21 protein-coding genes are annotated in these 18,458 nt (G+C 63.5%); 10 read left to right on the forward strand and 11 right to left on the reverse strand.

The features are described 5' to 3' along the window. The 6 genes from EN949_RS10995 to lptC form a co-directional block, all read right to left on the reverse strand. Positions 1 to 350, reverse strand: a 350-nt coding sequence (locus EN949_RS10995; protein WP_127371686.1) for a PTS sugar transporter subunit IIA, incomplete at its 3' end; no start/stop codon positions are given. A 121-nt stretch (positions 351 to 471) separates the two neighbouring features. Then, positions 472 to 1,056, reverse strand: coding sequence for a ribosome-associated translation inhibitor RaiA (gene raiA / locus EN949_RS11000; protein ID WP_013529588.1), 585 nt, complete (start codon positions 1,054 to 1,056; stop codon positions 472 to 474). A 265-nt stretch (positions 1,057 to 1,321) separates the two neighbouring features. Further along, complete coding sequence (gene rpoN / locus EN949_RS11005; protein ID WP_063169007.1) at positions 1,322 to 2,848, reverse strand: RNA polymerase factor sigma-54; 1,527 nt, start codon at positions 2,846 to 2,848, stop codon at positions 1,322 to 1,324. Between the two features lie 199 nt (positions 2,849 to 3,047). Beyond that, the gene (gene lptB, locus EN949_RS11010; RefSeq protein WP_013529586.1) at positions 3,048 to 3,866 is read right to left on the reverse strand and encodes an LPS export ABC transporter ATP-binding protein; all 819 of its coding nucleotides are present in this window, start codon (positions 3,864 to 3,866) and stop codon (positions 3,048 to 3,050) included. Next, the gene (locus EN949_RS11015) at positions 3,866 to 4,447 is read right to left on the reverse strand and encodes an LptA/OstA family protein (protein WP_013529585.1); all 582 of its coding nucleotides are present in this window, start codon (positions 4,445 to 4,447) and stop codon (positions 3,866 to 3,868) included. The genes lptB and EN949_RS11015 overlap by 1 nt, the downstream gene beginning before the upstream one ends. Further along, complete coding sequence (lptC, locus tag EN949_RS11020) at positions 4,434 to 5,147, reverse strand: LPS export ABC transporter periplasmic protein LptC (protein WP_013529584.1); 714 nt, start codon at positions 5,145 to 5,147, stop codon at positions 4,434 to 4,436. The genes EN949_RS11015 and lptC overlap by 14 nt, the downstream gene beginning before the upstream one ends. A 404-nt stretch (positions 5,148 to 5,551) precedes the next feature. Here lptC and sppA point away from each other — a divergent pair, with 404 nt between their 5' ends. The 4 genes from sppA (at position 5,552) to EN949_RS11040 (ending at position 8,292) form a co-directional block, all read left to right on the forward strand. Further along, the gene (sppA, locus tag EN949_RS11025; RefSeq protein WP_027161328.1) at positions 5,552 to 6,508 is read left to right on the forward strand and encodes a signal peptide peptidase SppA; all 957 of its coding nucleotides are present in this window, start codon (positions 5,552 to 5,554) and stop codon (positions 6,506 to 6,508) included. Between the two features lie 82 nt (positions 6,509 to 6,590). After that, positions 6,591 to 6,875, forward strand: coding sequence for an integration host factor subunit beta (locus tag EN949_RS11030; RefSeq protein ID WP_006200394.1), 285 nt, complete (start codon positions 6,591 to 6,593; stop codon positions 6,873 to 6,875). A gap of 57 nt (positions 6,876 to 6,932) precedes the next feature. Continuing rightward, entirely contained in the window at positions 6,933 to 7,289 is a 357-nt protein-coding gene (locus tag EN949_RS11035) for a DUF1049 domain-containing protein (protein ID WP_024502826.1), read from the forward strand. A 37-nt stretch (positions 7,290 to 7,326) separates the two neighbouring features. After that, the gene (locus EN949_RS11040; protein ID WP_063169008.1) at positions 7,327 to 8,292 is read left to right on the forward strand and encodes an ornithine cyclodeaminase family protein; all 966 of its coding nucleotides are present in this window, start codon (positions 7,327 to 7,329) and stop codon (positions 8,290 to 8,292) included. Here EN949_RS11040 and EN949_RS11045 read toward each other — a convergent pair. The 3 genes from EN949_RS11045 to EN949_RS11055 all read right to left on the reverse strand — a co-directional run bounded on the left by EN949_RS11045 (position 8,289) and on the right by EN949_RS11055 (position 9,882). Beyond that, on the reverse strand, positions 8,289 to 8,726 hold the full coding sequence (locus EN949_RS11045) for an EVE domain-containing protein (protein WP_063169009.1): 438 nt from the start codon (positions 8,724 to 8,726) through the stop codon (positions 8,289 to 8,291). The two genes, EN949_RS11040 and EN949_RS11045, sit on opposite strands and share 4 nt — an antisense overlap. After that, a complete protein-coding gene (locus EN949_RS11050) occupies positions 8,723 to 9,118 on the reverse strand; it encodes a VOC family protein (protein ID WP_013529579.1) in 396 nt (131 codons plus the stop codon). The genes EN949_RS11045 and EN949_RS11050 overlap by 4 nt, the downstream gene beginning before the upstream one ends. A gap of 71 nt (positions 9,119 to 9,189) precedes the next feature. Then, complete coding sequence (locus tag EN949_RS11055; RefSeq protein ID WP_063169010.1) at positions 9,190 to 9,882, reverse strand: YafY family protein; 693 nt, start codon at positions 9,880 to 9,882, stop codon at positions 9,190 to 9,192. Positions 9,883 to 10,018: 136 nt separating this feature from the next. Between EN949_RS11055 and EN949_RS11060 the strand changes: the two genes are divergently transcribed. The 6 genes from EN949_RS11060 to EN949_RS11085 all read left to right on the forward strand — a co-directional run bounded on the left by EN949_RS11060 (position 10,019) and on the right by EN949_RS11085 (position 17,003). Continuing rightward, a complete protein-coding gene (locus EN949_RS11060) occupies positions 10,019 to 11,113 on the forward strand; it encodes a class I SAM-dependent rRNA methyltransferase (RefSeq protein ID WP_063169011.1) in 1,095 nt (364 codons plus the stop codon). Beyond that, the gene (locus tag EN949_RS11065; protein ID WP_063169012.1) at positions 11,110 to 11,967 is read left to right on the forward strand and encodes an RNA methyltransferase; all 858 of its coding nucleotides are present in this window, start codon (positions 11,110 to 11,112) and stop codon (positions 11,965 to 11,967) included. The genes EN949_RS11060 and EN949_RS11065 overlap by 4 nt, the downstream gene beginning before the upstream one ends. Before the next feature lie 13 nt (positions 11,968 to 11,980). After that, the gene (gene lspA / locus EN949_RS11070) at positions 11,981 to 12,469 is read left to right on the forward strand and encodes a signal peptidase II (protein ID WP_063169013.1); all 489 of its coding nucleotides are present in this window, start codon (positions 11,981 to 11,983) and stop codon (positions 12,467 to 12,469) included. Between the two features lie 53 nt (positions 12,470 to 12,522). Further along, positions 12,523 to 13,512, forward strand: coding sequence for an MDR family oxidoreductase (locus EN949_RS11075; RefSeq protein ID WP_024502831.1), 990 nt, complete (start codon positions 12,523 to 12,525; stop codon positions 13,510 to 13,512). Between the two features lie 141 nt (positions 13,513 to 13,653). Further along, positions 13,654 to 15,945, forward strand: coding sequence for a PAS domain-containing hybrid sensor histidine kinase/response regulator (locus tag EN949_RS11080; RefSeq protein WP_027161326.1), 2,292 nt, complete (start codon positions 13,654 to 13,656; stop codon positions 15,943 to 15,945). Between the two features lie 182 nt (positions 15,946 to 16,127). Next, positions 16,128 to 17,003, forward strand: a complete 876-nt coding sequence (locus tag EN949_RS11085; RefSeq protein WP_023812526.1) for a GNAT family N-acetyltransferase — start codon at positions 16,128 to 16,130, stop codon at positions 17,001 to 17,003. A gap of 64 nt (positions 17,004 to 17,067) precedes the next feature. Here EN949_RS11085 and EN949_RS11090 read toward each other — a convergent pair whose 3' ends face one another. Together EN949_RS11090 and grpE are read right to left on the reverse strand one after the other, a co-directional pair. Further along, entirely contained in the window at positions 17,068 to 17,700 is a 633-nt protein-coding gene (locus EN949_RS11090) for a trimeric intracellular cation channel family protein (protein ID WP_013529571.1), read from the reverse strand. A 112-nt stretch (positions 17,701 to 17,812) separates the two neighbouring features. After that, the gene (grpE, locus tag EN949_RS11095; RefSeq protein WP_027161324.1) at positions 17,813 to 18,448 is read right to left on the reverse strand and encodes a nucleotide exchange factor GrpE; all 636 of its coding nucleotides are present in this window, start codon (positions 18,446 to 18,448) and stop codon (positions 17,813 to 17,815) included. Positions 18,449 to 18,458 lie beyond the last annotated feature (10 nt).

Raw genomic sequence — 18,458 nt, forward strand, 5'->3', positions numbered from 1 at the left:
GACAGTGCCTTGAGGTGATCGGCACCCGCCCCTTCCGGCGCCAGCAGCAGAAACACCAGATCGACGGGCTGATCGTCCAGCGATTCGAAATCGACAGGCGTCTCCAGCCGGGCGAAAACACCTGCGATGCGCTTCACGCCGGCCAGCTTGCCGTGCGGGATGGCGATGCCGTTGCCGACGCCGGTCGAACCCAGCCGCTCACGCTGCAGGATGGTGTCGAACACCTCCCGCTCCGGAATGCCGGAAATCGCCGCCGCCCGTTCGGACAGCAATTGCAGCAGCTGCTTCTTGGAGTTCGCCTTCAACGCCGGCAATATCGCCGGAACGTTGATAAGATCGCTCAGATCCATGCTTGAAAATCCCTTGTTCGCCTGCCGTCACCAGTCCTCACCCCTCGTGCGGCCGGCTCTTATCCCAGTGCGACCTCGTCGTCACCGTGCGACCCTTGTCGTCACCGTGCGACCGTTGTCGTCACGCTTGTGCGACCTTGGTCGTCGACGGGTCGATCCAACCGATATTTCCATCGGGTCGGCGATAGACGATGTTGAGATGGTCGGTTCCCGCGTTGCGGAAGACGAAGACCGGGCTGTCCTTGGTGTCGAGCTCGATGACCGCCGACGCCACCGACATGGTCTTCAGCGTCATGGTTGATTCGGCGACGATGGCCGGCGCGAAATTCTCCGGAATGTCCTCGTCGTCATCGGCAAGCGGCGCCATCACCGTGTAGGCTATGTCGGTCGGTTGGCCGTTGGCGGCGCCCGAATTGTGCGATTTCAGCCGGCGCTTGTAGCGCCTCAGGCGGGTTTCCAGACGGTCCGCCGCCGCCTCGAAGGCAAGCGTCGGATCCTGGGCATCGCCGGTGGCCTGCAGCGAAGCGCCGGAATCCAGCCGGATCATGCAATCCGCCGAATAGCGCGAACCCGATTTGATGACCGTGACATGTCCGGCAAAGCCGCGATCGAAATATTTGCCGATCGCTTCGCCGACACGATCGTTGATGCGTGTCCGAAACGCATCGCCGATGTCCATGTGTTTTCCCGATATGCGCAGATTCATCTGAAAACTGACCTTCCTTGCTCAGGCTTCAAACTGGCCCGAGTTTATACTCGTGATCCGTGCGCACAAGCTTTGCGGCGTCACTTGCGCCGATTTTAAATCCAGACTTTCCGGTTGATCACAAGCCGCCCTTTGACCGTCCCGAGGCCAACGTCGTGACGGACCATCCGCATGCGGGCATCTAGCCCGTCTCATGCGGGCGGGCTTCTAGCCAGTTCACCGCGGCTTGTCAATGAAGTGCTGGCTTGTGGAAAATCGACCCGCCTCAGCGCCCGGCGCTGGCCATCGCACGTTTCTCGCGCCGGCGCTGCACCGAGGAGGGGATATTCATGCCTTCCCGGTACTTGGCGACCGTACGCCTTGCAATGTCGACGCCACTTTCGCGCAACATGTCGACGATTGCATCGTCGGAAAGCACGTCGACGGGCTTCTCCTCGTCGATCAACTGCTTGATGCGGTCACGCACGGCTTCCGAGGAGTGCGCATCGCCGCCGCCCGATGCGGCGATCGAGGCGGTGAAGAAGTAGCGAAGCTCGAACACGCCGCGCGGCGTCAGCATGTATTTATTGGCTGTGACCCGGCTGACGGTCGATTCGTGCATGCCGATGGCGTCGGCCACAGTGCGCAGATTGAGCGGCTTCAGCTGCCGCACGCCATGGACGAGGAAGGCGTCCTGCTGGCGAACGATTTCCGAGGCGACCTTGAGGATGGTCTTTGCCCGCTGGTCGAGGCTGCGCGTCAGCCAGTTGGCGTTCTGCAGGCATTCGGCCAGAAAATCCCTTTCCGCCTGGTTCTTGGCCTGCGGAGAGACCTGGGCGAAATAGATATGGTCGACCAACACCCGCGGCAGCGTTTCGGCATTGAGTTCGACCGTCCAGCTGCCGTCATTGGCCGCGCGCACCTCCACATCGGCGACGATCGCGTCGCTGGCGCCGCCCGAAAACGCCATGCCCGGCCGGGGATCGAGCGCCCGGATTTCGGCCAGCATGTCGAGCAGATCCTCCTCGTCGACACCGCAGATCCGTTTCAATGCGTGAAAATCGCGCCGTGCCAGGAGTTCGAGATTGGCGACCAGCGCCTTCATCGCCGGATCGAGCCGGCTCCGCACGGCAAGCTGCAGCGACAGGCATTCGGCCAGGTCGCGGGCAAACAGGCCGGCCGGCTCGAAGGTCTGACACACCGCCAGCACCTTCGCCACGGCGGCGGCATCCGCACCGAGACGAGCGGCGATCTCGGCCAGATCGGCACGCAGATAGCCGGTCTCGTCAAGGCCGTCGGCGAGGTCGGCGGCGATCAGACGTGCAGCCGGATCGGCGAAGGCTAGCGCTACCTGTTCACCGACATGGTCGCGCAGCGTGATCGCAGCAGTCGCCATGTCGCCGGCGTCAAACCACTCGGATGAGGAACCCGCGCCATTGCCGGAAGCCGATTTCCATTGCGCCGTCAGGTCGGGACCGAGCCGCTCGCTGGTGCCCGGGTCGTCGGGAAACAGGTTTTCCAGCGACGTGTCGAGCTTGTCCGAGATCGCCTCCGCGCTCCACTGCGTCTCGTTTTCGAACCAGTCGCCTTCGCGGGCGGCTTGCGGCTCCGCCTCGATCTTCTGCGCCTGGTCGCTGGCGGCATCGTCCTGCGGCTCGGCGCGCTCCAGCAGCGGATTGCGCTCGATTTCCTCGTCGATGAAATGCTCGAGTTCGACATGGGTGAACTGCAGCAGCCGAATCGACTGCATCAGTTGCGGCGTCATCACCAGCGACTGCGATTGTCGTAGCTGTAGTTTGGCCGCCAACGCCATGGTTCGGTTTCAAACGCCTCGTCTACGCATCCGGACTTCCGGAAAGGAATTTTGCAGCCGGCCATAGAAACTGGCCCGGCTTTTGCTTGTCAAGGCAATTGGTAGCAAAACTCGCTTACCGGAGCGTTATCTCGGAGCAAAATCGAGGAAAAAGCGCCGCGCGAACCGCAAAAATCGTGTCAGGAAACAAATTTCACGCTCAGAGGGTGAAACCCTCGCCGAGGTAAAGTCGCCGCACATCCGGGTTTGCCACCACTTCGTCGGCCCTTCCATGGGTCAGCACCTGGCCGGCATGGATGATGTAGGCGCGGTCGATGAGGCCGAGCGTTTCGCGCACATTGTGATCGGTGATGAGGACGCCGATGCCGCGCGCCGTGAGGTGGCGCACCAGTTGTTGAATATCCGCGACGGCGATCGGATCGATGCCGGCGAAAGGCTCGTCGAGCAGCATGTAGGCCGGACGCGTCGCCAGCGCTCGCGCGATTTCCAAGCGTCGCCGCTCGCCGCCCGAAAGCGACATGGATGGCGCCTTGCGCAGATGGCTGATGTGGAATTCCTCGAGCAGTTCGTCGAGATTGCGCTCGCGCACCTTGCGGTCCTTTTCGACCACTTCCAGCACGGCGCGGATATTCTGCTCGACATTGAGGCCGCGGAAGATCGATGCTTCCTGCGGCAGATAGCCGATGCCGAGGCGTGCACGACGGTACATCGGCATCGACGTGACATCGAAGCCGTCGATCTCGATCGTGCCTTCATCCACCGGCACCAGGCCGGTAACCATATAGAAACAGGTCGTTTTGCCGGCGCCGTTGGGGCCGAGCAGTCCAACTGCCTCTCCGGCGCGCACGCCGATGGTGACGCCGCTGACGACCTTGCGGCCCTTGTAGCTCTTGGTCAGCCCCTTGGCGATCAGGGTTCCCTTGAACTTTCCCGCATCGACGGTCACCGTGGCCGGCGCCGAAAGCTTGCCGGCGGCCCGTCCCGGAAGACGCGCCGTCAGCGACGACAGGCTGGCCATCAGGGGTTCGTCGCTCCCGATTTCGGCGGCGGCGTGATCGACATCTGGACACGTTGCCCAGCGCATGGATCCACCTGAGCCAGCCCGCTTTTCATCTGCACGGTAAGTTTGCAGCCCACCAGAACGTTGTCGTTTTGCGACAGAACGACCTTTTTGCCCGAAAGCACCAGCACCTGGCTCTTCATATCGAAGCTGCCTTGATCGCCGGTCGCGATCTGCGCATCCGACTTGATATAGACCTTGTCGGAGATCTCCAGGTGGTCGATGTTGGCCGAGCCCGTCATCGCCGCACCCGCGGCCTCCGTGCCCTTGGCAGCGGCGTTGGGGTCCTTGACGTAGTAGACCGTCATCTTGCCGGCCTTCATCAATGTCGGCCCCTGGACGACGCTGACATTGCCCGTGAAGATGGCGACACTGTCGGCCTGGCGGACTTCCAGCTTGTCGCTCTCGATCTGGATCGGCTTGTCGCCGGACAGTTTGAGGCCTGATTGACTGGTCGTCTGCGCCCATGACGGCACGAGTCCGAGCAGCAGCAACGCTGAAGTTGCAGCCGCGAGCCGCGTCGAACTACTGAGCCGCATTGGTTTCTCCGCTGTTTCCCTGTGCCGCCTTCAGGGCGGCGGAATCGATGTTGACGCGCACTTTGTTCTCGAAAACCAGAATCTTGCCATTGTCCTGGACCGACATCGTATCCGCCGTGATCCGCGACCCGCCACGGCTGACATCGACGGGATCTCCTGTCTTCATAGTGCCTTTGCCCATGTCGAGGAAGACCGATTTGAACTTGGCCTGCATGCCGTCGGTCGTGGTGATCGTCACGTCGCTGGTCAGGTTCATCGTATTGCCGTCGCGATCGTAGGTGCCGTGCGAGGCCTTGACCGCCGCCACATTGTCGGACGCGATCGGCACCTTGGCGTCGATGCCTTCCAGCTCGATGATACCTTGCGTGCTGACATCCTGAATGGCACGCAGCGCCGTCATCGAATAAGGCTGCTTCTGCTTGGTGAAACCGTTGAGCTTGGGATTGGCCATCACCAGCTTGCCGTTGGAAAAGGCAGTGCCTTCCGCCTGAATCTTCACCGAGACGGGTGCGGCGAGATAGGAATAGACCGGGAAAGCGACCGCTATCAGTGCTGCGGCCACCGGCACGGCAAATTTGAGAACGCGCACGCGGCGCGAATGACGCTGTGCACGGTCGAAAGCATCGCCGCGCGTCCGGCCGTCCGCCGGGGGAGCCAACACCGCCTCGGCGTCGGTCGGTTCAATCGGTCGCGCTAACATTCACTGCTTTCTTCTAACCCTGCCCGCCCTTGGGCACCGCCTATAGGTGGGACGCCGGCGCTTTCAAGCAAGCACAAGCCCACGAAAACTGCAAAAATGTGACAGCCGCCTTTGTACAGACGAAAACGAAGTCCGCACAACTGCGTGTTCTCCATAGCAGAAACAGACACGCGGCGTAAAATTTATCAGCCATCGGTCTCGTCGCCCGACCTGGTGGCGATTGCACGAATATGTGAGCAGACCGACGCCTGGAGAGGGCCCGACCCGGCCCCGTCGACTGCCGACGCGGATAGCCACCTCACGTCCAGGCGCCGACTTGTCTCGCCATGCGCAAAAGAGAACTGCTTCCAGATGGGAGGATCATGGTCTAAAAGCGTCTCCTCCCGCCGACTGAAAGGCTGACCATGGCACTGAGAGCCGACGACCTGATCGACCGCCGCCGTTTGCGGCGCAAGCTGACATTCTGGCGCGTCGTCGCCATAGGCATCATAGCCCTTGGGGTGATTGCGCTTTCAACCTGGTTCTATGGCGACGATTTCGGCGGCTCGACGGTCGACCATATTGCCAAGGTCAAGATCGAAGGCACGATCACCGAGGACGAGGAACTGATCAAGCGGCTGGAAACCATCCGTCTTTCATCGAAGGTGAAAGGCGTGATCCTGTCGATCGATTCGCCTGGCGGCACCACCGTTGGCGGTGAATCGATCTATGAAGAAGTGCGCAAGCTGGCCGCCGACAAGCCGGTGGTGGCGGAAGTCGGCACGCTCGCCGCATCGGCGGGCTATATGATCGCCAGTGCCGCAGATCACATCGTTGCCCGCAAGACCTCGATCGTCGGCTCGATCGGCGTGCTGATCCAGTATCCCGACGTCAGCGGCCTGATGGACAAACTCGGCGTCAAGCTGGAGGAGGTGAAATCCTCGCCGCTGAAAGCCGCGCCCTCTCCCTTCAAGCCGACCAATGACGACGAGCGCGCCATGGTTCGCAAGCTCATCCTCGACAGTTACAACTGGTTCGTCGACATCGTCGCCGAACGCCGCAAGATGAGCCGCGAACAAGCGCTGGTGCTTGCCGACGGCTCGATATTCACCGGTCGCCAGGGCGTTGCCAACGGGCTGATCGACGCCGTCGGTGGCGAGACCGTGGCGGTCGACTGGCTGGCGACCAAGGGCGTCGATGCCAAGCTCAAGGTCGTCGAGTGGAAGGATACCGAACGGCGCAGCGGCTTCCTGTTCTCGAAAGCGATGGCGCAAACGATCGGCAGTGCGCTCGGCCTGCCCGCCTACAGCAGCGACGTCATCCATGAACTCGGAGCCGACCGCTTGTTTCTTGACGGTCTCGTTTCCGTCTGGCACCCTTGAGAAGCCGTTTGGGGCAAGTGAAAAAAGCAAATAAAATCATCCTCATAATTTTGACCGCACTGCTTTCACGGGGACCCGTCTCATGATCAAGTCCGAACTTGTGCAGATTATTGCCACGCGCAATCCGCATCTTTTCCTGCGCGACGTCGAAAACATCGTCGGCGCGATCTTTGATGAAATCACCGACGCCCTTGCCGAAGGCAACCGGGTCGAGTTGCGTGGCTTCGGCGCTTTTTCGGTGAAAAATCGTCCCGCGCGCACCGGACGCAATCCGCGCACCGGCGAATCCGTCGAGGTCGAGGAGAAATGGGTGCCGTTCTTCAAGACCGGCAAGGAACTGCGTGAAAGGCTGAACGGCGGCAAGTAGGCGCGACGTCAGCGCCTGACGGCCTTTCGGACAGGCCAGCTTCCGACGGAAAACATCATGTTCAATCGCTTCATCCTCATCGCGATCTTCGTGCCCCTGGCGATCATCCTGATCGCACTCGCTGTCGCCAACCGCGAACTGGTCGCCTTCACGCTGGACCCGTTCAACCCCGGCAATCCGAAGCTGACCCTGACTTTGCCGCTGTTCATCTTCCTGTTCCTGGCGCTCGCCATCGGCATGATCGTCGGCAGTCTGGCTACGTGGGTCAAACAGGGTCGCTATCGCAAGCTGGCGCGCCAGCGCGGCGTCGAAGCCGAGAACCTGCGCCAGGCGGTCAGCCGTGCGCCGGCGGTATCACAAAGCCAGGCACCGGGGTCCGCCCAAGGGGCAGCATTGCCGAAGCCGACCGCTTGAGCCGCCAATCGGCGGTTTTGTCCTCACGGAGTTTTTCATGCTGACCATTTCGGCCGCAGAGGTCGACCATGCGCTGACCTTTCCCGGACTGGTCGAGACGCTGCGCATGGCGTTTCGCGACGGTGCGGTGCAGCCGGTCAGGCATCATCATACGATCGAGCGGCCCGATGGTGCCGCCTCCACACTGCTTTTGATGCCGGCCTGGACCGATCTCAACGCGGCCGGCACGTCGGCCGGCGGTCACGTCGGCGTCAAGATCGTCACCGTGTCGCCCGACAACAATGCCATCGGCAAGCCCGCGGTGATGGGGCTCTATCTTCTGCTCAACGGCGCCACCGGCGAACCCGAGGCCCTGATCGACGGCCAGCGGCTGACACAATGGCGCACCGCCTGTGCTTCGGCGCTTGCGGCCTCCTATCTCGCCCGCGACGATGCCTCGCGGCTGCTTGTGGTCGGCGCCGGCGCGCTGTCGCCCTTCCTCGCCAAGGCGCACTCGGCCGTGCGGCCCATCAAGACCATCCGCATCTGGAACCGCACCCCGGCCAATGCCGAGAAAGTCGCGGCCGATCTGTGCGCCCAGGGCTTCGCGGCCAGTGCGGCAAGCGATCTCGATACGGAGCTTGGGCAGGCCGACATCGTCTCCTCGGCGACGATCACGACCACGCCGTTGATCAAGGGCGCATTGTTGCGGCCGGGAACCCATGTCGACCTGGTCGGCGGCTTTACGCCGACGATGCGCGAGAGCGATGACGATGCGATCAGGCTTGCCCGCGTCTATGTCGACACCCGCGCCGGCGCCACCAAGGAAGCCGGCGACATCGTCCAACCGCTGGCCTCCGGCGTGCTGAAACCGGAAGCCATCGTCGCCGATCTGCACGAATTGGCGCGCGGCCGGAAGAAGGGCCGCGAGAGCGCCGGTGAGATCACGCTGTTCAAGTCGGTCGGAGCGGCACTCGAGGATCTTGCCGCCGGCATTGCCGTCTACAAGGCGCTCACGGCCTAGTTTACCGTTGCACCCATTTCGGCGCCCATCGCCTCGGCGATCACACGAAAATCGTGATCCCCGATTTCAAAAAGGCCAAAGCGAAGCTGATAACCCCAGTTCGACTTGGCCGCGGTGAAGTCCAGCCTGTCGAGCAGCGGCTTGATCGGCGCTTCCTCGGCCTTGGCCCATGCCACATCGCGGCGGAACGGCGTGAAGCCGGCGCCCATATCGCCCTGATAAGGCTCGCCTTCCCGCACGATGCCTATCGCCGTGAAAGCCTGCAGGCCGTCTTTGTCGCCCAAAACAGTGGTCGGCGAATAGTAGACGACGCCATCACCCGGCTTGACGCGACGCAGCGGTGCCGCCTTGCCGTGGTTGACCTGCATGAAGCCGGCTGTGCGACCACGCCGGACATGCTCGGCCGACGCCACCGCTATCCAATACGCGCTCATTTCTGTTCCCCATTGGCCTGTTCCCCGTCGGACAGCCAGTAGACGCGCAGGCGATGATTATCGGGATCGAGCGCGACAAAAGTACGGCCGAAATCCATGTCGGTCGGCGTCTGCAGGATCTTCAGCCCGCGCCCGGACCAGTCGGCATGGGCGGCATCGACCGCATCGGGCGTATCCAGCGCAAACACGATTTCGGCGCCACCGCCTGACGTGGCGGCTGCCGGCTCCACCGTATGGCGCGACCACAGGCCGAGCTTGAAGCCGGCATCGAGCACGAACAGCACGAAGGTCGGCGAACTTTCGACCGGCTCACGACCGAGCAGCGCGCTGTAGAAGGCACCGCTCTGCTGCGGCTGGTCGACATAGAGGATGACGAAATTCGGGGTGGCCATATCTGCTCTCCAAGGTTCGGTGTTTCGACTTGACGAACATACGATAGGCTACTGTCAGAATATGGCAGCAGTCATCGCGAACCACGCGGCTTGTCGAGCGTCGTTCGCCATTCCTTGAGCAGCGCCTGGCGACGACGCGGATAGCGCGTGTCCATTGCTTGGAGTTCGGCGATGCGATCGGCGCGAAAATGCCGGAAATCCTGCCGCATCTCGCACCACGCCACCACCACCCGCACCTTGTCGAAGAAGCCCAGCGCAAATGGCCAGACGACGCGCTGGGACACGGCCCCGCCGGCATCGCGGTAGAGAAAGCCGAGCTTGCGCTCGTTGCGGATGGCCTGCCGCACCAGACCAAGATCGATGCCCTCGGTGGCCGCGGCAGGAGGCCCGACCAGCAGTGTGCTCGCGTCAAGATCCTCGCGCAGATCGTCGGGCAGCACGGCTGCGATCTTGGCCAACGCGTTGGCGGCGGCGGCCGAGAGACGCTGGTCCGGCTGCCTGGCGACCCAGCGCGAGCCGAGCACAATGGCTTCGATCTCCTCGTCGCTGAACATCAGCGGCGGCAGCATGAAGCCGGGCTTGAGCACATACCCCAACCCCGCCTCACCTTCGATCGGCGCGCCCTGGCCCTGCAGCGTGGCGATGTCGCGGTAGAGCGTGCGGATCGAAACGCCCGTCTCGTCGGCAAGCATGTGCCCGCTCACCGGCCGGCGATGCCGGCGCAAGCACTGTATGAGGTCGAGCAGGCGTTCGGAGCGGGACATCGAGCAGATTTGCCTGTTTCTTTGACATTGGTCCATCGCCGGCAGACATAAACCGGAGAGGCCGACCTGTCGGACTTGGTTGCGAAGCCGGTTGCCCTATGTCAAAAGCGGCCACGCCGTTCGGAGTTGCCCCCGCTTGAAGTCTTTTCGCGACAAACGCCGCGACAACCGTCCACATCCATCCGCCAAGAGTGCGGCGGACGTGTCACGCCCGCGTCCCGGCCAGGCTCCTGCCAGACCGGAAGCGCCACCGCGCGAGCGCCATGAGGCGAAGACGGAAAATCGTTCCGAACCGAACTCGGCGCCGCGCATCCTGGCCCGCCGCGAAGGCGCTCTGCCCGCCGAACATCTTCCCGTGATCCTGGAAGTGGCGCCCAATGCCGATTATGCGCTGCTCGACAGCGGCACCGGCCAGAAGCTCGAACAATATGGCCCCTACCGGATCGTGCGGCCAGAGGGTCAGGCGATCTGGCAAAAGGCATTGCCGGCAAAGGAATGGGAGCGCGCCGACGCCGTCTTCACCGGAGACACCGACGAGGAGGGGATCGGCCGCTGGCGTTTCCCGAAGCTGCCGCTCGGCGAGACCTGGCCGATGAAGCATGACGGCATCGACTATCTCGGCCGTTTCACCTCGTTTCGTCATGTCGGCGTCTTTCCCGAGCAGGCCTCCCACTGGGACCACATGGCCGGGCTGATCGCGGCGGCGAAGCGGCCGGTCAAGGTTCTGAACCTGTTCGGCTATACCGGTCTCGCTTCCTTGGTGGCGGCTCGCGCCGGTGCCGAGGTCACCCATGTCGATGCCTCGAAGAAGGCGATCGGCTGGGCCCGCGAAAACCAGGAGATGGCCGGCCTCGGCAGCAAGCCGATCCGCTGGATCGTCGACGACGCGGTGAAATTCGCCGAGCGCGAGGAGCGCCGCGGCAGCCGCTACGATATCATTCTGTTCGACCCGCCGGCCTATGGCCGTGGCCCCAAGGGCGAGGTCTGGCAATTGTTCGAGGACCTGCCGGATTTGACCGACCTCTGCCGGGCGATCCTGACGCCGAAGCCGCTCGCCGTGGTGCTGACCGCCTACTCGATCCGCGCCTCCTTCTTCGCCATCCACGCCCTGATGCGCGATACCTTTGCCGGTATGGGCGGCAAGGTTGAATCGGGTGAGCTGATCATCCGCGAAAAGTCCGCCGGCCGGGCGCTATCGACCTCATTGTTTTCGCGTTGGGTGGCTGAATGAACGAGCGGCATGCAGGCGCACCCGGCCAGGTGAAGGAGGTCACCAGCCTCGCCAATCCGCTGGTCAAGGACATCAAGGCGCTCGCTCAGAAGAAATTCCGCGACCAGCAGAACGCCTTCATGGCCGAGGGATTGAAGCTGGTCATCGATGCGCTCGATCTCGGCTGGCAGATCAGGACATTGGTTTTCGCCAAGGCCGGGCGCGGCAACGCTGCCGTGGAGAAGGTGGCCGCACGCACGGTTGCGGCAGGCGGCATGGTGCTCGAAGTGTCGGAGAAGGTGCTGGTCGCCATCACCCGTCGCGACAACCCGCAAATGGTGGTCGGCGTCTTTTCGCAAAAATTCCTCGCCCTGAAAGATGTCCGCGCTGACAATGGCGACGTCTGGGTGGCGCTCGACCGGGTGCGCGACCCCGGCAATCTCGGCACCGTCATCCGCACCGTCGATGCCGTCGGCGCCAAAGGCGTCATCCTGGTCGGCGATACCACTGATCCATTCTCCGTGGAGACGGTGCGTGCCACCATGGGTTCGATCTTTGCCGTGCCGGTGGCGAAGGCGACAACCGAGGCTTTCCTCGCCTGGCGAGGCGGGTTTTCAGGCCTCGTCGCCGGAACCCACCTGAAAGGCGCCGTCGACTACCGCTCGGTCGATTTTTCCCGCGGGCCCGTGCTGCTGATGATGGGCAACGAGCAGCAGGGACTGCCCGAAAGCCTGGCTGCGAGTTGCGACAGGCTGCTCAGGATTCCGCAAGCGGGCCGTGCCGATTCGCTCAATCTGGCCGTTGCCACCGGCATCATGCTGTTCGAGATCCGGCGCGGCGCGCTGAAGCTCGAGTCAATCCTGGACCAGCAATGAAGGTTGCCTGCCCGTGAGATCATGGTCTCCCTACGCATTGCTCGTCGTCGCGGCCATCGCGCTCGACCAGTGGATAAAATACCTGGTCGAGGCCGATCTGCCTTTTCAGGAGAAGGTTGATCTGCTGCCCTTCCTGGCGCTGTTTCGCACCTACAATACCGGCATCGCCTTCTCGATGTTCTCGTCCTTCGGCGACACCGGGCTGATCGTCATTTCGCTCGCCGTCGTTGCCTTCGTGCTGTTCCTGGCGACGCGGATCGCGCCGTCCCAGATCCTTGCCCGCACCGGCTTTGCGCTGATCGTCGGCGGCGCGCTCGGCAATCTGATCGACCGCGCCGTCTACGGCCACGTCATCGACTACATCCTGTTCCACACGCCGGTCTGGTCCTTCGCCGTCTTCAACCTTGCCGACGCCTTCATTTCGGTTGGTGCGGCACTGGTCGTCTTCGACGAGCTGTTCGGCTGGCGGCGCGAACCCAAAGCCAGTCCTTCCAAGGATTGACCCCGTGCGGCCATCGCCGCACAGTTCATGTCGTCAAGATCGCGGAGAAAGACATGTCCGAAACCTTCAAAGCCATCCTCGTTTCGCGTGACGCCGAGAAAAAGCAGTCGGTCGCCGTGACCGATCTCACCGAGGCCGACCTGATGGAAGGCGATGTCACCGTCGCGGTCGAGGCAACGACGGTGAACTACAAGGATGGCTTGGCGATCACAGGCAAGGCGCCGGTGATCCGCCGCTGGCCGCTGGTGCCGGGCATCGATTTCGCCGGCACCGTCATTTCGTCCTCGCATCCCGACTGGCGCGCCGGAGACAAGGTCGTGCTGAATGGCTGGGGCGTCGGCGAAACCCATTTCGGTGCCTATGCAGGCCGTGCCCGCGTCAAGGGCGACTGGCTGGTGCCGCTGCCGCAAGGCATCAGCCCGCATGACGCGATGGCCGTCGGCACCGCAGGATATACCGCCATGCTCTGTGTCATGGCACTGGAGCGGCACGGCATCCTGCCCGATCGCGGCCCGGTGGTGGTGACGGGGGCAGCCGGCGGCGTCGGCTCGGTCGCGGTCTCCATCCTGTCCAGCCTCGGCTACCATGTCATTGCTTCCACCGGCCGCAATGCCGAAAGCCCCTTTCTGATGGACCTTGGCGCCGCCGAGGTGATCTCGCGCGAGGAGCTTGCCCAGCCGGCCAAGCCGCTGGCCAAGGAGCGCTGGGCCGGCGGTATTGACGCTGTCGGCAGCCACACGCTGGCCAATGTGCTCTCGATGACCTCCTATGGCGGCGCGGTCGCCGCCTGCGGCCTGGCCGGCGGCATGGACCTGCCGGCCAGCGTCGCGCCCTTCATCCTGCGCGGTGTCTCATTGCTCGGCATCGATTCAGTGATGGCGCCGAAAGCAGTCCGCCTCGAGGCATGGCGCCGCATCGGCACCGACCTCGATCTGCAGAAGCTCGCCAGCCTGTCCAGCACCATCGGGTTCGACGGCATCGTCGATGCCGCGCGCGATATCGTCGAGGGCAAGATCCGCGGCCGCGTCGTCGTGGATATGTGACTCCGCCCAACTGCCGGAAGGGCGGATGCAATCGCCAGATCTGGTGGCAAACCCGCCGCGCCTCGGCAAAAAGCGCTCATCCGCTAAAATTGGAACGATCCGCCGCAATTTTCCATAAGCTCTGTCTGGCAAGAATTTCGCATGATCGCGCAATCCGGCAGCCAACAGGCGGACACTGGCGACGATGTCGATGCGGTGCTCCCGCCGGCGTCGACGCGGCGCTTCGTCGCCGCGCCGCCGCTGGTGCCCGAGCCGGAATTCTCCAGGCGCGAAGGCCTGTCCTTTCTGACATTCGTCGCCATCGTGGTGATGGCCGGGCTGGCGCACCTGACCGGGGCACCGATGTTCATCAGCGTTGCATTGCTCGCAACCGGCCTAGCCGGCCTTGCCATGCATCTGCGCGCCAGGCGGAGCGAACATCGCACCGCCGCCCTTCTTGACGAAACCACGGCCCGCAGCCGCGCCGAGATCGAGACGCTGGCCGACCGCATGTGGGAGATGCAGGAGAGCGATGAGCGCTTTCGTGGCCTGATCGACGCGCTTGGAGATCTCGTCATCCATCGCGACCGCGACGGCTACATCGTCTATGCCAACAAGGTCTTCGCCGATCTCGTCGAGATCGACCAGCGCGATCTTGCCGGCAAGACCCTGGCGGAACTCGGCATCGAGGTCGGCATGGTTCCCGATGCCGCCTTTTCCGACCATGAGTGCCTGAGTTCCACCGATGTCTCTATCAGCACGCCGAGCGGGCAGCGCTGGTTCTCCTGGATCGAACTGTCGGTGCGCGACAAGGACAGTGGCGCGGTTTCGCACCGCGCCATCGCCCGCGACATCACCGCCCGCAAACGCGCCGAGTCCTCGCTGATCACCGCACGCGAACGGGCCGAATATGCCAGCCAGGCCAAATCGCGTTTCCTCGCCACCGTCAGCCATGAAATCCGCACCCCGATGAACGGCATCATGGGCATGGCCAGGTTGCTCGCCGACACCAGCCTGTCGCCGGAGCAGCAGACCTATGTCGGCGCCGTCTCGACCTCAGCCAGCGCATTGCTTGCCCTGATCGAGGATCTTCTCGACTATTCCAAGATCGAAGCCGGGCGTTTCGACCCGGAGCCGCAGCCGATGTCGGTGCGCGAGATCGCCGACAACATCATCGAATTGCTGGCGGCGCGCGCCTTCGCCAAGGATATCGGGCTGGGTTGTCATGTCGAACCCGACGTGCCGCAATTGATCACCGCCGATCCAGGCAAGGTCAGGCAGGTGCTTCTCAACCTCATCGGCAACGCCATCAAGTTCACCGACAGCGGCGGCGTGCTGGTGAGCATTGCACGCGCACGCACCGAAACCAGCGACCGCATATGCTTTACCATCGCCGATACCGGTCCGGGCCTGCATGATGCCGACCTGGAGCGCATTTTCGAGGAGTTCGAGCAGGCCGACGGCACGTCGACACGCACACATGGCGGGGCCGGCCTCGGCCTTGCCATCTCCAGGCGCCTGGTGGCCGCCATGGGTGGCACGATCTCGGTATCCAGCCGGCTCGGCCAGGGATCCGAGTTCGTCTTCGAAGTCCCTGCGACAGCGGCCACCGAAGCGCCGCAGGGCCGCCAGAATGCTCTCTCGGGCAGACGCGTGGTGATCCTGTCGAAGAACGCCGTCGAGGCCGACGCCATCGCCCGCACCATCCGTGCCAACGGTGGCGCGGTCGACATCGCCACCACCGCCGCACAGGCCGCGCCTTTCGCCGCCGGCTGCGACGCGATCCTGGTCGATGCAGCGATGGAGGAAGGCGACGGAAGGCTGCTCAAGCGCCTGCGCCAGAGCGGTTTCTCCGACTGTGAGGCGATCACGCTGATCGCGCCGACAGATCGCGGCATGCTTGGCGAGTTCCGCGCCAGCGGCTACGCAACCTTCCTGGCCAGGCCGGTGCGCGGCGGAACACTTTTGCGTGTACTGTTGAGCAGCCATGCTCCGAGCCTCGGCCCGCCGCAGCCGGAAAAGCGCGGCGCGCCGACACTGCGCGCCGTCGGCAACCGCCAGCGCGGCCTGTCGGTGCTGATCGCCGAGGACAATGACATCAATGCCATGCTGGCCCGCGCCACGCTGCTGAAGGCCGGGCATCGCGTCAGGGTGGTCGGCAACGGCAAGGCGGCCGTCGAGGCTGTCACCGGCGCCGCGCACAAGGACCGCTTCGACGTGGTCTTGATGGATCTGCACATGCCGGTCATGGACGGGCTGGACGCGATTGCCGCCATCCGCCGCCATGAGGAAGAAAGTGCCGTGCGGCCGGTGCCGATCATGGTGCTGTCGGCCGACAGCCAGGAAAAGACCCGCCATGCGGTGTTGGCCCATGGCGCCAGCGGCTTTGTCACCAAGCCGCTCGACCCCGAGGCGCTGGTCAATGCCGTCGAGGGCCAGGTCGTCGCGGCCTGAGCTTTCCACCGCCCGTTCCGCACCGGGCGATCACTTAAACGTAGCCGGTTGATCGTATTCGCCAGCCGACGAAGTATTGCCCACGACGTCGTATCACGGTACTGTCACAATCCTGTTGCACCTACACCGTATCCCCGTGCCAAGAGGGATGGCTCGAAGGAGAATCACTCGTGCATACAGTTATGCCGGAATGTGACACTCGGCCGAACGCCAGCAGCGCCTTGCTTGCCGGACGTAACGTCGATTCCGTCATAAAGGGCGCGGCACTGGGCCGTATAGGCAATCTTGAAGTGCGGCTCGCTCGCAACGAGGCCGAGATCGCGGCCGCGCAGGAAGTGCGCTACCGGGTGTTCTACGACGAACTTGGCGCCAGGAAGGACCTGTTCCAGGCCCATGACCGCCGTGACGCCGACCGGTTCGATCCACTCTGCGACCATCTGCTGGTTTTGGACACCACGCTTTCCGGTCCCGAACATCGCCGTATCGTCGGTACATATAGGCTGCTGCGGCAAGAAATCGCGGCCACGGCCGGCGGTTTCTATTCCGAAGGTGAATTCGAGCTGACCAAGCTCATTGCCCGTCACCCCGGCCAGCGTTTCCTGGAACTCGGCCGCTCCTGCGTCTTGCCGGAATACCGCTCGAAACGCACCATCGAGGCGTTGTGGCAAGGCATCTGGGCCTACATCAACCATTACGAAATCGGTGTGATGACCGGTTGCGCTTCTTTTCACGGCACCGTGCCGGCGGCGCATGCCGAGGCGCTCACCTACCTCGCCCACCACTGCCGCACAAATTCGGCCTGGGACGTGCGCGCGGTCTCCGGGCGCTACTGCTCGATGGACCTGATGCCGATCGAGGCGGTCAATGCCAAGGCGGCGATCGCCGCGATGCCGCCTCTGGTCAAGGGCTATCTGCGCGTCGGCGCCCGCATCGGCGACGGCTGCGTCATCGATCGCGAATTCTCGACGGTCGATGTGTTCGTCGTGATGCCGGTCAAGGAGATCGGCGCACGCTACGTCAACTATTATGGCGGGGAAGCCCAGCGCTTCGCTGCGTGAGGCTAGCGAATAGAAAGTAGCGGGAGCTATCTCGTTCAACCCCTATTCGCTATTCGCTTCCTTTTCACAAAATATCTTCCGGCCGCCTGCCGGGCCGGCTCTTGTAGGACGGAAACGACCAGCCGAATTTGAGCGCGCCGCCACGCACAAGGAACGCCGCAGCAAAACCGGCAAGGTCCGAGGCGAGCGGCGGCAGTCCGGCAAGATCGCCAAGCGTGTAAAGGCCGGCACCTGCAAGGGCCGCCGTGACATAGATTTCGGGCCTGAGCAGCACCGATGGCTCGCCGGCAAGAAGATCGCGCAGAATGCCGCCGAAAGTGGCGGTGAGCACGCCGGTGATGACGGAGACGACCGGCGAACCGGTAATCGCAAGCCCCTTGGCCGCGCCCATCACCGAAAAAGCGGCGAGCCCGATGGCGTCGAGCCAGAGCAGCCATTTCCAGCGCGATTCGACACGATGCGCGCTGAAGAAGACCAGCACCGCAACCGCGGCGCAGACCAGCACATAGCCGGAGTTGGCGACCCAGAAAACCGGCAGGTTGAGGATGACGTCGCGAAGCGTGCCGCCACCTATCCCGGTGACGCTGGCCAGGAACAGGAAGCCGATAATGTCGAGCTGCTTGCGCGAAGCCGCAAGCGCCCCCGTCGCCGCGAAGACGGCGACACCGGCATAGTCGAGAAGCGCGATGGGGTTCATGGCAGGCCAGGGGAGTAAGGGAATAGGGCAGTAGGGCAGTATGTTTAGCACGAAGCCGCACGGAAGGTGCGATTGCCCTTTTCCCTACTGCCCTACTGCCCTACTCCCTTAACTATGCATCTTTCTCAGCCTGCTCGTTTACCGGCCCCGGCTCGACCGGCGCTTCAGCGGCGGCAAACTTCGGACCGCCTTTGGCGACGCCGACCATAGCCGGGCGCAGCACGCGGTCGCCGATCGAATAGCCCGGCTGCACGACCTGGACCACGGTGTTGGCCGGGACGTCCGGATTGGGCACTTCGAACATCGCCTGGTGGAAATTGGGATCGAACTTCTCGCCTTCCGGCGCGAGCTTCTTGACCCCATGCCGTTCCAGCGCCGACAGCATGGCGCGCTCGGTGAGGTCGACGCCTTCGATCAGCGCCTTGAAGCCGGCGTCACCCGATGCCTTGGCCTCGGCGGGAATCGCATCCAGCGCGCGGCGCAGATTGTCCGACACCGAAAGCATGTCGCGGGCGAAATTCGCGACCGCGTAGGTGCGCGCATCGTGAACATCGCGCGCCGTGCGGCGACGCAGGTTTTCCATTTCGGCCGCCACGCGCAGCGCGCGGTCCTTCAGCTCTTCATTTTCCTTCAGCAGCCGGACAAGGGCTTCATAGTCGCCGTCGGTGCTGCCTTCCGTGCGCTCGGCTGCGGGCTCGGTCGCCTCGACTTCATCGGGCGCGCGTTCGTCTTTTGCCTGGTCGCTCATCGCCGTTTCC

The sequence above is a fragment of the Mesorhizobium sp. M7A.F.Ca.US.007.01.2.1 genome (genome assembly GCF_003998165.1).
In the GTDB taxonomy this organism is placed as follows: Bacteria; Pseudomonadota; Alphaproteobacteria; order Rhizobiales; family Rhizobiaceae; genus Mesorhizobium; species Mesorhizobium ciceri.